Origin of the sequence: Jannaschia sp. M317, assembly GCF_025141175.1 — a bacterium.
Taxonomy (GTDB): Bacteria; Pseudomonadota; Alphaproteobacteria; order Rhodobacterales; family Rhodobacteraceae; genus Jannaschia.
This window is the reverse complement of record NZ_CP081155.1, coordinates 1,500,721-1,513,240: the sequence shown is the minus strand read 5'-3', so window position 1 is coordinate 1,513,240 and position 12,520 is coordinate 1,500,721. Positions and strand designations below refer to the sequence as shown.

At 68.7% G+C, this 12,520-nt stretch carries 11 protein-coding genes; 6 read left to right on the top strand and 5 right to left on the bottom strand.

Going from position 1 to position 12,520, the window contains the following annotated elements; translation table 11 throughout:
• Positions 1 to 7: 7 nt before the first annotated feature.
• The 5 genes from K3551_RS07755 to K3551_RS07735 form a co-directional block, all read right to left on the bottom strand.
• The gene (locus K3551_RS07755) at positions 8 to 457 is read right to left on the bottom strand and encodes a DUF805 domain-containing protein (protein ID WP_259918971.1); all 450 of its coding nucleotides are present in this window, start codon (positions 455 to 457) and stop codon (positions 8 to 10) included.
• Positions 454 to 1,056 carry a glycerol-3-phosphate 1-O-acyltransferase PlsY gene (plsY, locus tag K3551_RS07750; RefSeq protein WP_259918969.1) on the bottom strand — a complete coding sequence of 201 codons (603 nt, stop codon included), beginning with the start codon at positions 1,054 to 1,056 and terminating at the stop codon, positions 454 to 456. The genes K3551_RS07755 and plsY overlap by 4 nt, the downstream gene beginning before the upstream one ends.
• Positions 1,049 to 2,320, bottom strand: coding sequence for a dihydroorotase (gene pyrC, locus K3551_RS07745; protein WP_259918967.1), 1,272 nt, complete (start codon positions 2,318 to 2,320; stop codon positions 1,049 to 1,051). Before pyrC ends, plsY begins: the two co-directional genes overlap by 8 nt.
• Before the next feature lie 177 nt (positions 2,321 to 2,497).
• A complete protein-coding gene (locus K3551_RS07740; RefSeq protein WP_259918965.1) occupies positions 2,498 to 3,031 on the bottom strand; it encodes a hypothetical protein in 534 nt (177 codons plus the stop codon).
• 253 nt (positions 3,032 to 3,284) lie between these two features.
• Positions 3,285 to 4,217 carry an aspartate carbamoyltransferase catalytic subunit gene (locus tag K3551_RS07735; protein WP_259918962.1) on the bottom strand — a complete coding sequence of 311 codons (933 nt, stop codon included), beginning with the start codon at positions 4,215 to 4,217 and terminating at the stop codon, positions 3,285 to 3,287.
• A 94-nt stretch (positions 4,218 to 4,311) separates the two neighbouring features.
• On the opposite strand from K3551_RS07735, the gene K3551_RS07730 reads away from it, so the two are divergent.
• The 6 genes from K3551_RS07730 (at position 4,312) to K3551_RS07705 (ending at position 12,482) form a co-directional block, all read left to right on the top strand.
• A complete protein-coding gene (locus K3551_RS07730; protein WP_259918960.1) occupies positions 4,312 to 5,184 on the top strand; it encodes a polysaccharide deacetylase family protein in 873 nt (290 codons plus the stop codon).
• Between the two features lie 75 nt (positions 5,185 to 5,259).
• Positions 5,260 to 6,060 carry a uracil-DNA glycosylase family protein gene (locus K3551_RS07725; RefSeq protein WP_259918958.1) on the top strand — a complete coding sequence of 267 codons (801 nt, stop codon included), beginning with the start codon at positions 5,260 to 5,262 and terminating at the stop codon, positions 6,058 to 6,060.
• 85 nt (positions 6,061 to 6,145) lie between these two features.
• Entirely contained in the window at positions 6,146 to 6,964 is an 819-nt protein-coding gene (gene yghU / locus K3551_RS07720) for a glutathione-dependent disulfide-bond oxidoreductase (RefSeq protein WP_259918957.1), read from the top strand.
• A 93-nt stretch (positions 6,965 to 7,057) separates the two neighbouring features.
• A complete protein-coding gene (gene moaB, locus K3551_RS07715) occupies positions 7,058 to 7,588 on the top strand; it encodes a molybdenum cofactor biosynthesis protein B (protein ID WP_259918955.1) in 531 nt (176 codons plus the stop codon).
• A 75-nt stretch (positions 7,589 to 7,663) separates the two neighbouring features.
• Complete coding sequence (locus K3551_RS07710; RefSeq protein ID WP_259918954.1) at positions 7,664 to 9,115, top strand: efflux RND transporter periplasmic adaptor subunit; 1,452 nt, start codon at positions 7,664 to 7,666, stop codon at positions 9,113 to 9,115.
• Positions 9,116 to 9,119: 4 nt separating this feature from the next.
• Positions 9,120 to 12,482, top strand: coding sequence for an efflux RND transporter permease subunit (locus tag K3551_RS07705; RefSeq protein ID WP_259918953.1), 3,363 nt, complete (start codon positions 9,120 to 9,122; stop codon positions 12,480 to 12,482).
• Positions 12,483 to 12,520: the final 38 nt, after the last annotated feature.

Genomic DNA, 12,520 nt, shown 5'->3' with positions numbered 1-12,520 from the left:
GCATGGCTCAGTCGTCGCGGTGGGGACGGACGCGGGGGATGCGGGTTCGCGAATAGCTTGCCTCCAGGTCGTCGAAACGGATCAACGGCGCAGGCGATGCCACGTCGGCGGATACTGGCGGACCCCAACGGTTTTCAGTGGCCTGGCCGGGCAACACCGACATGATCATGATGGCCAACTGTCCGAACGGCAGGAACGTCAGCAGCAGCCACCACCCCGACCAGCCGATGTCATGCAGGCGGCGCACAGCGACCGCCAGGGTCGGCACCATGAAGGCGGCGATGACCAGGATGAACATCCACCCACCCGCCGTTTCGGACAGAGAGCCGAGCACCAGCGCCCCAAAGGTCAAAAGCAGCAGGAACGCCTGAAACCACCAGTACTCCGCCCGCGTCGCGCGCCCCGAGAAATCGAGATAACCGCGCAGGCAGCGTATGACCGCGACCTCAAAGCTCATTTTTGGCCGATCCTGGGTTCGGTTCCGGCGCGGATGCGGGCGATGTTGCTGCGGTGAAAGACCCAGATCATCGCGCCCAGCACGATGCAAAGCGCCACCGCCTGCGGGGCCAGCCACAGCGCCCAGACCGGGGCCAACGCCGCAGCCGCCAAAGCTCCGGTCGAGGAAATCCGCAGCACTGCGGCCGCCGCAAGCCAGGTCAGGCAGGCCGCCAGCCCCAGCGGGAAGGACAGCGCGATCAACGTGCCGAGGAAGGTCGCGACGCCTTTGCCGCCCTTGAACCGCAGATAGACCGGCCAGACATGGCCCGCAAAGGCCGCCAACCCCGCCAGTTGTGCCGCATCCTCGCCCAGCACCGCGCGGGCGACCAGCACGGCAAAGCCGCCCTTGCCCGCATCGCCCAGCAACGTCAGGAAGGCCGCCACCTTGTTGCCGGTACGCAAGACGTTGGTGGCCCCGATGTTGCCCGAGCCGATGGCCCGCAAATCGCCCAGCCCGAACAGCCGCGCCATGACGATGCCAAAGGGGACGGACCCCAGCAGGTAGGCGAGCGCCGCGACAATCAGCAGGGTCAGGGGCGCGGTCGTGATCTCAGGCATCGGCTCTCTCCTGCCCGTGGACGCGGGTGCCCGCGACCCAGGTGCCCAGGACGCGCCCTTCCATCCGGGCCCCGTCAAAGGGCGTGTTCTTGGATTTGGATTGCAGCTTGAAACGGTCCAGCACAAAGGGCGCGTCGGGATCGAAGAGAACCAGATCGGCCGGGGCGTCGACCTCCAGCGTGCCGCCCTCCAGACCCAGCCGCCGGGCCGGGTTCAGAGACACCGCGCGCCAGAGCGTCGGCAGGTCGATGTGCCCCGCATGCACCAGCCGCATCGCGGCGGGCAGCAGCGTTTCCAGGCCCACGGCTCCGGGGGCGGCCTGCTCGAACGGGAGGCGTTTCGATTCCTCGTCCTGCGGCGTGTGCATCGACGAGATGATATCGATCTCGCCCGTGGCCAACGCCTCTACCACGGCCAGACGGTCGTCTTCGGTGCGCAGGGGCGGGGTCATCTTGAAGAAGGTCCGATAGTCGGCCACGTCCAGAACGTTCAATGTCAGGTGATGGATCGAGGTGCCCGCCGTCACGTCCAGCCCCGCGTCCCGCGCCCGGCGCAGCGCGGGCAGCGCCGCAGCGGAGGTGATCTGATCGGCGTGGTAGCGGGCACCCGTCGCCTCGACCAGCGCCAGGTCCCGCTCCAGGCCCATACGCTCGGCCAAGGGGGCAACCCCGGGCAGGCCACGCAGACTGGCGAATTTACCGGATGTGATGCAGGCCCCGGCAGACAGGCTGGGATCCTGCGGATGACCGATGACCAGCGCGCCCAGCGAACGGGCATAAGTCAGGCACCGCGACAGGATCTTGGCGTCGCGGGTGACATGGGTGCCATCGGAAAAGGCCACGGCCCCCGCGTCCATCAGAAACCCGATCTCGGCCATCTCGGTCCCGGCGCGGCCCCGCGTCAACGCCGACATGTGCCGCACGCGGACCGGGCTGCCCGCGGCGCGGGCGCGGGCCTGATCCAGCATTTCCGGGCTGTCGATGGGCGGCAGGGTGTCGGGGCGACAGACGATCGTGGTGACCCCACCCGCCGCGGCGGCGCGGCCTGCGGTGCGGAAGCTTTCCTTGTGACGTTCGCCCGGTTCCCCGACCTTTACGCCGATGTCGATGATACCCGGCGCCAGACATTTGCCGCGACAGTCGATGACATGGGCCGCGGGTCCGGGGGCGGTGATGCGCCCGTCCTCGATGCGCAACTCGCCCAGGGCGTCGCTGCCGGTGACGGGATCGATCAGGCGGGCATTGGTGAAGAGCGTCGCAGTCATGCCCCCCGGTTAGCCCCCGCGCCGCGCCAAGGCAATCGGCTTGGCGCAAGCCAAGGACCGGGGGCCAGCCCCCTGACCCCCGAGGTATTCATGGCCAGAGGAAGAGGCGGAGATGCACCGACGGACCGCTCCACGCGGCGCGGTGACGCCCTGCCGCAGGTAGACGCACCCGATCCCTCAGAAGAGCGCGACCACCAGCACCGCCAGGACCAGCGCACCGATCACGATCCAGGGGATGACCTTGCGCTGCACCGGCGTGCCGGTGGCCGTGGCGGGCGTCGCAAGCTGCGGCTGCTTGGCCGCAGGCGGCAGTTCTCGGGGGGCGTTGTCGGCCTCGGCGGTGGGATAGCTGCCGATATGGGTCAGCTCGGGCTGTGGTGACAGCCGGGTCAGCCCCTCGATCGCGCGGGGGGCCAGCACGACCACATCGCCAGAAAGGGCATCCAGACGCGCGGCATCCGCGGCCAGGGTGTCGGAGGGGATGTCGTGCGCCTGCGACAGGTAATCGCGCAGGCGCATCGGCGCGATATCCTCGACCGAAAAGACCTCCGCGTAGGTGGCGTCGATGGCCGCGCCAAACGCCTCTGGCAGAGCCGTGGCGGCGGGGGGTTCCGCGTCCAGGCGGGACAGATAGGTCTGATGCGCCAGCGTCAGATCACCATCACTGACGGAAAAGACGTGGATACGGGCGTCGCGGGGGGGAAGGTCCATGGGCATGCCACGGAATATGGGCCGGGCGACAGGGCGGTCAACCGGGGACCGGGGCAGACCAGGCAGATGCTCTGGCTGGTGGTGAGGATGGCACCACCCTCGGGTGAGGGGTGGGCTCGGCGGTCGCGGGACGGTGAGCCCCCGCGCCGGATGATCGCGCGGGGCGCGGCGTGACCCGCCCGACCGTTGAACCCTGTCCTTCAATGTCGACGATCAGGGTATCGCGCCGAGCGGTGAATGTCCGGTGAACGGATCACACCGCTGCGCGCAGGTTCGCCGCCAGCAGGTCCATCGCCGCCATGCGCACGGCCACGCCCATCTCCACCTGCTCCTGGATGACGGACCGGTTGATGTCGTCGGCCAGGGTGCCGTCGATCTCCACCCCCCGGTTCATGGGACCGGGGTGCATGACGATGGCGTCGGGCTTTGCCGCCGCCAGTTTCGCCGCGTCCAGGCCGAAGCGGTGGTAATACTCCCGCTCCGACGGGATGAAGGCGCCGTCCATGCGTTCCTTTTGCAGGCGCAGCATCATGACCACGTCGGCGTCGCGCAGCCCCTCTTGCATGTTGTCGGTGACCTCGACGCCCAGGGCGGCGACCTCGGACGGCATCAGGGTCGGCGGGCCGACCAGGCGGACGCGGTTTTCCATCTTGCCCAGCAGGATCATGTTCGACCGCGCCACGCGGGAATGGGCGATGTCGCCGCAGATCGCCACGGTCAGCCGGTGCAGACGCCCCTTGGCGCGCCGGATCGTCAGCGCGTCCAGCAGGGCCTGGGTCGGATGCTCGTGCCGCCCGTCGCCCGCGTTCAGAACCGCGCAGTTGACCTTTTCGGCCAGCAGGTTGACCGCACCGGAATGCGGGTGCCGCACGACGATCAGATCGGGGCGCATGGCGTTCAGCGTCAGCGCCGTGTCGATCAGCGTCTCGCCCTTTTTCAGGCTGGAGGCCTGCATCGCCATGTTCATCACATCCGCGCCCAGCCGCTTGCCCGCAATCTCGAAGCTGGCCTGGGTGCGGGTGGAATTCTCGAAGAACATGTTGATCTGCGTCAGCCCAGCCAGGGCATCGCCATGTTTTTCGCCGCGGCGCGTGGCCTCGGCATAATGGTCGGCGCGGTCGAGCAGGGCGGTGATCTCGACGGGGTGCAGCGGCTCGATGCCGAGGAGGTGGCGTTGCGTGAACATGGGGTGGTCTTGCGACGCGATCTCCGGGGGATCAAGCCCCTTTGGCTTGACAGCAGGCGTACCCGCCCGGCCCATGGGTCCAAAGGATCCGCCGATGGACATAGCCTTCACCCTTGATGACCTGCCGCTTTGGCCGCAGTCGGACCCGCCCGCCGGGGTCACGGCGGCGGGCATCGTGGCCGACATCCGCCGGGCGCTGGCCGCGCAGGGGGTCGCGGGGGTCTATGCCTTCTGCAATTCCTGGCCGCTGGCGCGCGGCCCAGGCTACGCGCGTATTCTGGATGACTGGCTGGCAGACGGCCATCACGTCGGCAACCACACCCATTCCCATCCGCACCTGCCCGAGGTCAGCGCCGCCGCTTTCATCGCCGACATCGACGCGGGCAGTCAGGCCCTGGCCCCCTGGCTGGACCGCGCCCCTCGCCGCCTGTTCCGCCACCCGCTGTGCCATTGGGGCGAGACGCAGGCCAAGCTGGCGGCGGTCAACGCCCACCTGACGGCAGAACGGTATACGGCGGTCGATGTCACCTCGTTCAGCTATGAATGGACCTTCAACCGCGCCTGGCTTGCCGCACGCGAAGCAGGCGACCGCCGGACCGAGGCCTGGGTCTGCGATGCCTTCCTCACATTCGCCCCCGCCCAGCTGCGCCACGATCACGCGGCCGCAGCCGCCTGGTTCGGCACCCCGGTGCCCAGCATCGCGCTGGGCCACAACGTGGCTTTCTTCGCGGTAATGGCGCAGGACTACCTGGCCGCGCTGCGGTCGGCGGGCGCGCGGTTCGTGCCGCTGGCGGACGCGCTGGATGGACCGGTGCAGGCGGCAACCGGGTCCGTCGTGTCCGCCGCGTTCCGGGTGATCCAGCAGAAACTGGCGCTGGCCGCGGGCCACCCGATCCCCCAGATCGCGCCGGATCACAAAGAGACATTCAACCGGATCACGGCCCTGGCGGCGGGGCGCAGCGACTGACGCGGTCCGATCACATTTGCGCGCGGGGCGCAGACCTTCTGGTCCTTCGCCACAAGACGGGCTAGCACATCTGTCATGCTCGATCAGATGTCCCCCGAAGCGCTGCGTGCTGCCCTCGAATGGCAGGTGGAACTGGGCTGCGACACGGCGGTCGAGGCGAGCCCCGTCAATCGCTTTGCCCTGCCCCCCCGGATGCCGGCCCCCGCACGTCCGGCGGCGGACCCGGCCCCCGCATCCGCGCAGGCGGCCCCCGCAGGCCCCATCGGCACCGACCCCGATCCCGTGACCGAGGCGGAACGGATGGCCGCCGGGGCCGCGACCCTGCCCGCCCTGCGCGACGCGCTGGCCGCATACCCCTGGTGCGACCTGCGGCTGGGCGCCCGGTCGCTGGTGTTCGCGGACGGCAATCCGGCGGCCCGGGTGATGATCATCGGCGAGGCGCCGGGCCGCGAAGAGGACCGCCAGGGCAAACCCTTTGTCGGACAGGCCGGGCAGTTGCTGGACCGGATGCTTGCCGCGATCGACATGGCCCGCGATGCACAGGATCCGGCGCAGGCCGTCTACATCACCAACGTCCTGCCCTGGCGGCCGCCGTCGAACCGCGACCCGGATCCGGCCGAAGTGGCGATGATGCTGCCTTTCCTGCGTCGCCACGTGGAACTGGCCGCGCCGGAGCTTTTGATCCTGATGGGCAACCACGCCTGCGGCGCGGTGCTCAACCGCCGCGGCATCACCCGGCTGCGCGGCACCTGGACCGAGGGCTTTGGTCTGCCGGTTCTGCCGATGCTGCATCCCGCCTACCTGCTGCGCCAGACCGGTGCCAAGCGCGAGGCCTGGGCAGACCTGCTGGCGCTGCGCGCGCGGCTGGGGGCCTAGCCCTGTCTTTTTCTCGGCATAAGTACTCCGGGGGCGCGGGGGCTGGCCCCCGCCCTGCCCGCTCTAACCAAAGGACCGACCGCACATGACCTACGAGCCGCCCAAAGTCTGGCAGAACACCCAATCCGGGGGCCAGTTCGCCAATATCAACCGGCCCGTGTCCGGCCCGACCCACGACAAGGACCTGCCGGTCGGGGATCACCCCTACCAGCTCTATTCGTTGGCGACGCCCAACGGGGTCAAGGTCACGGTCCTGTTCGAAGAGCTGATCGAGGCCGGGCATCCGGTCGAGTACGACGCCTGGCTGATCAACATCGGTGAGGGAGATCAGTTCGGCTCCGGCTTTGTCGACGTGAACCCGAATTCCAAGATCCCCGCGCTGTTCGACCGGACCGACGGGCTGAACGCCCGGATCTTCGAAAGCGGGGCGATCATGATGCATCTGGCGGAACGCTATGGCGCTTTCCTGGGGGACAACCGGCCAGAGATGATGTCCTGGCTGTTCTGGCAGATGGGCTCCGCCCCGTTCCTGGGCGGTGGCTTTGGCCATTTCTACGCCTATGCGCCCGAAAAGTTCGAATACCCGATCAACCGCTACGCGATGGAAGCCAAGCGTCAGTTGGACGTGCTGAACCAGCGCCTGGAAGACGTGCCCTGGATCGCCGGCGACGACTACACCATCGCCGACATGGCGATCTGGTCGTGGTATGGGCAGCTGGTCCTGGGACGGCTGTACAACGCGGCGGAGTTCCTGGCGGTGCAGGACTATGAACATCTGATGGCCTGGGCCGAACGGATCGACGCCCGGCCCGCCGTGCGGCGCGGACGCATGGTCAACCGGTCCTTCGGCGACGACGAGAGCCTGAAACTGCCGGAGCGGCATTCCCGCGACGATTTCAAGTGAGGGTTTCGCCCCCGCTGATGCGGGGGCGATCCGCCGGGGGGCTTTGCCCCCCGGACCCCCCGCATATTTGGAAAACAAGGAAGAGGGCCGCGCGTGACAGATCGGGAATTCATCGCCTGCCGCATCGCCGTCCTGACGGTGAGCGACACCCGGAGCGTGACGGACGACCGGTCCGGTGACACGTTGGTGGCACGGCTGGAAGCCGCGGGGCATGTGCTGGCCGCACGGACCATTGTCCGCGACGACCGCGCCGGGATCGCCGCACACCTGCGCGCCTGGGTGGCCGATGCGGACATCGACGTGATCCTGTCGACGGGCGGCACCGGGCTGACGGGCCGGGATGTCACCGTCGAGGCGCACCGCGACGTCTACGAAAAGGAAATCGACGCCTTCGGCACGGTGTTCACCCACGTCTCGATGCGGAAAATCGGCACCTCGGCGGTGCAATCGCGCGCCTGCGGCGGGGTGGCGGGTGGCACCTATCTGTTCGCGCTGCCCGGCTCGCCCGGCGCCTGCAAGGACGCCTGGGACGAAATTCTCGTCCATCAGCTCGATTATCGGCACAAGCCCTGCAACTTTGTAGAAATAATGCCCCGTCTGGACGAACATCTGCGACGGAAGTGACGCAAGCCTGCGTGTAAACTTTGGAATGGGCCGTCCGCGCCTTATCTTAAGTTGGTCCCCTGGATCGGAGAGTCCATGCGCTTCCTACGTCGCAGTTTTATTGCCCTGTTCCTGACTGCCGTGACGCTGGGCCTGCTGGCTTGGGCGGCACAGATCACCTATGCCGCCTTGCAGGACCGCCAGGCCCGCGAGGGCGGCGGCCCGCCTGCCCGCGAACGGGTGCTGGCCGTCAATGTCGTCACCGCCGAGGCGACACAGCTGACCCCCACGTTGACCGCCTTTGGCGAAGTGCGCGCGCGGCGTGTTCTGGAACTGCGGGCCCCGGTCGGCGGGCGCGTCGTAGAACTGGCCCCCGGCTTCGAGGAGGGCGGCACCGCCACCGCCGGGCAGCTGCTGCTGCGGATCGACCCTGCCGATGCCGAAAGCGCGCTGGCCGTGGCACGCGCCGACCTGGCCGGGGCCGAGGCCGAGGCCCGCGATGCGGCCCGCAACCTGGATCTGGCGCGGGCGGAATTGGCCGGGGCCGAGGCGCAGCGCGACCTGCAGGGCCGCGCGTTGCAACGGCAGGTGGACCTGTCGGCCCGGGGCGTGGGTGCGGCCGCCACGCGCGAGTCGGCTGAACTGGCCCTCGCCAATGCCGAACAGACGATCCTGACCCGGCGCGGGGCCATCGCCCAAGCGGAGACGCGCGTCGATTCCGCGGCGCTGACCATCGACCGGGCGCGCATCGCCCTGGCCCAGGCGGAACGCGACGTGGCCGACCGCACGCTGACGGCGGAATTCGCGGGGCAGCTGTCCGAGGTGTCGGTCCTGCGCGGCGGGCTGGTGACCGCCAACGAACAAGTCGCCCGACTGATCGATCCGACCGAGCTGGAGGTCGCGTTCCGCCTGTCGGCGGCAGAACACGCGCGGCTGCTGGACGGCGCAGGCAACCTGGTGGGCGCAGAGGTGACGGCGGTGCTGGACGTCTTCGGCCTGGACGTCGAGGCGAAAGGCCAGATCACGCGCGAAGCCCCGGCGGTGGGCGAGGGGCAGACCGGACGACTGGTCTTTGCCCGGCTGTCGGACGCGCGGGGCTTTCGCCCCGGCGATTTTGTCCGCGTGGTGGTCGAGGAACCCACCCTGCCCCGCGCCATCCGCCTGCCTGCCACCGCGCTGTCGGCGCAGGGCGAGGTTCTCGTGCTGGGCGAAGAGGACCGCCTGGAAACCGTCGCCGTGGACCGCCTGCGCCGCCAGGGCGACGATGTGATCGTGCGCGGCCGCATCGACGGGCGCGAGGTGGTGGCCGAACGCTCACCCGCGTTGGGCGCCGGAATCCGGGTGCGTCCGATCCGTCCCGACGGGGCCGAACCGGAGGTGGCCGAGATGGTAACGCTGGACCCAGAACGCCGCGCCCGCATCCAGGCCTTCGTGGAGGGTAATACCCGCATCCCGTCCGAGGTGAAGGCGCGGATGCTGACCCAGTTGCAGGAAGAGGAGGTCCCCGCCGCCATGGTCAGCCGTCTTGAATCGCGGATGGGGGGCTAGGCGCATGGGCATCCTCGGCTACTTCACCCGGCACCGCACGGTCGCCAACCTGCTTCTGGTGCTGATGCTAGCGGCGGGGTTGATGGCGGTGCCGAACATGCGGGCGCAGTTCTTCCCCGATGTGGTGGTCGAAGACGTCTCCATCTCGATCCGCTGGGACGGGGCCGGGGCCGAGGACGTGGACCGTGGCATCGTGCAACTGGTCGAACCGGCGTTGCTGGCCATCGACGGGGTTGCCGACACCGTGGTGACGGCACGCGAAGGCATGGCGTCATTTCAGGTGGAATTCGAGCCGGGGCGCGACCTGACCACGGCCGCCGACGATGTGCAGGCGGCCATCGACGGGGTCACCGGCCTGCCCGACGGGATCGAGGACCCACAGGTCCGGCAGGCCCGCTGGTTCGACCGGGTGACCGACGTGATCGTCACCGGCCCTGTGGGCGTCGACCAACTGGCGCGGATCACCGACGAATTCGTCACCCGCCTGTTCGCGGCGGGCGTCACCCGCACCTCTGTCCGGGGCGTCGCCGCCCCCGAGGTCGTGGTCGAGGTGCCGACCGCCAACCTGCTGCGCTATGGCGTCACCATGGCCCAGCTCGCCCAGGCCATCGAGGGTCAGGCCCAGGCCGACCCGGCGGGCGACGTCACCGGGGCCAATGCCCGCGTCCGCACCGGGTCCGCCCGGCGCGAGGTGGCCGACATCGAGGCCATCGTGATCCGCCGCAACGCCGACGGCTCGGCCCTGACCGTGGCCGATCTGGGCCGCGTCACCTCCGAAGGGGTGGACCGGGAACGCGCCTATTTCGTGGGCGACAACCCCGCCATGTCGGTCCGCGTCGACCGCACCGCCGAAGGCGATGCCATCGCCCTGCAACGCCAGGTCGAGGCGGTCGCGGCCGAGGTCATGCAGGACACCCCCGAAGGCGTGACGATCGAGCTGATCCGCACCCGGACCGAGGCGATCACCGGGCGTATCAACCTGCTGGTGGACAACGCGCTGCTGGGCCTCGCGCTGGTGGTGGGGTTGCTGTTCCTGTTCCTGAACGCGCGCACCGCCTTCTGGGTCGCCACGGGCATTCCTGTGGCGCTTCTGTCGGCCATCGCGCTGATGTGGGTGGCGGGTCTGACGATCAACATGATCTCTCTGTTCGCGTTGATCATCACGCTGGGGATCGTGGTGGACGATGCCATCGTTGTGGGTGAACACGCCGATTTCCGCGCCCGCCGCCTGGGCGAGTCCCCCTATGACGCCGCTGAAAACGCGGCCCGGCGGATGTTCCTGCCGGTGTTCTCGGCCACGTTGACGACTGTGATCGCCTTTTTCGGGCTGGTCGCCATCGGCGGGCGGTTCGGCGACCTGATCGCCGACATCCCCTTTACCGTGATCGTGGTTCTGATCGCCTCGCTGGCCGAATGTTTCCTGATCCTGCCACATCACATGGCCGGCGCGTTGACGCATCAGGGCCGCGACCACTGGTATGACCTGCCGTCGCGGGTCGTGAACCGGGGGTTCGACTGGGTACGGCAGACGCTGTTCCGCCCGTTGATCCGCCTGTGCATCTGGGCCCGCTATCCTGTGGCCGCAGGGGCCTTCGTGCTGCTGTCGACCCAGGCCGCGCTGTTCCTGACCGGAGAGGTGCAGTGGCGCTTCTTCAACTCGCCGGAACAGGGGTCGGTCACCGGCAATTTCGCCATGCTCGACGGGGCCACGCGCGACGACACGCTGGAGCAGATGCGCGAGATGCAGCGCGCCACCTATGCTCTGGGCGAAACCTACGAAGACCGCTATGGGCAGAATCCGCTGGCCTATGTGCTGGCCGAGATCGGGGGAAATTCCGGCCGGTCCCTCGCCTCCGCCGAGGATAAGGATCCCGAGCAATTGGGCGCCATCTCGATCGAGTTGATCGATGCCGACCTGCGCCCCTACTCCTCCTTCCAGTTCGTCGGAGAGTTGCAGGACGCCGCCCGCCAATTGCCCCTGACCGAAGAGATCAGCTTTCGCGGCTGGCGCTCCGGCCCCGGCGGCGATGCCCTCTCGGTGGAATTCTTCGGGGCCGACAGTGCCACGCTCAAGGCCGCCGCCGAGGCCCTGAAAGCCGCCGTTGCGGGCATCCCCGAAGTCTCGGGCGTCGAAGACAGCCTACCCTATGACAAGGACGAGCTGATCCTGGAACTGACCCCCCAGGGCGAGGCGCTGGGCTTTGAGATCGACGCCCTGGGCCGCACCCTGCGTGACCGCCTGAACGGGATCGAGGCCGCAACCTTCCCCGTCGGCCCACGCACCGGTGCCATCCGGGTCGAACTGCCCAAGGGTGAGATCGAGGCGGATTTCCTGGAAACCCTCCGCCTGGCCGCGCCCACAGGCGGCGAGGTCGCCCTATCGGACATCGTCACCGTGCGCGTGCAATCCGGCTTCGCCTCGATCCGGCGCGAGAACGGCGTGCAGGTGGTCACCGTTTCCGGTGACATCAGCCAGGACGACGCCGCCCGCGCCAACGAGATCCGCACCCAACTGGCCGAGGATATCCTGCCCGACGTCGCCGCCGTGCATCAGGTCGGCTACGCCCTCGGCGGGCTGGCGGAACAGGAACGCGATTTCCTGACCGACGCGACGCTGGGCCTGGTGGCCTGCCTGCTGGGCATCTACGTCGTGTTGGCCTGGATCTTCTCTTCCTGGACGCGGCCCGCCGTCATCATGGCGGTGATCCCGTTCGGATTGATCGGGGCGATCTGGGGCCATTGGTGGTGGGATGTCCCGCTCAGCATGTTCTCGGTCGTAGGACTGATCGGGATGACCGGCATCATCATCAACGATTCCATCGTTCTGGTGACCACGGTGGACGAGTATTCCAAGGACCGCGCCCTGCTGCCCGCAATCACCGATGCGGTCTGCGACCGGCTGCGGCCCATCCTGCTGACGACCCTGACGACGGTGCTGGGGTTGACGCCGCTGCTCTACGAAAGCTCCTCGCAGGCGCAGTTTCTGCGTCCCACGGTGATCACGCTCAGCTACGGGTTGGGTTTCGGCATGGTGCTGGTCCTGATCCTGGTGCCCGCGATCCTGGCCATGGGGCACGACCTGGGCCGGGCGGGGACGGCGCTGCGTCGCCTGCTGCACCTGCCGGGCCGGCCACGGGGGCGCGCGGTCGGCGTGATGGCGCTTGCGTTGGGGACGGCAATCCTGGCCTGGGGCTTTGCCACGCTGGGGGTGACCCTGATCAACGGTGCCCCATGGCCGCCGTTGGCCCAGCTGCCGCTCGACAGCCCCGCCACGGCGTTCGCCACGTTCCTGGCCGGCACCGCCGGCGCGCTCTTGCTGACCTGGCTTGCGGCCGGGCTGACCCTGGGCCGCCGGAAACCGGCCTAGGTCTTCCTTGTTTCAGAAATATGCAAACCCGAGGGGAG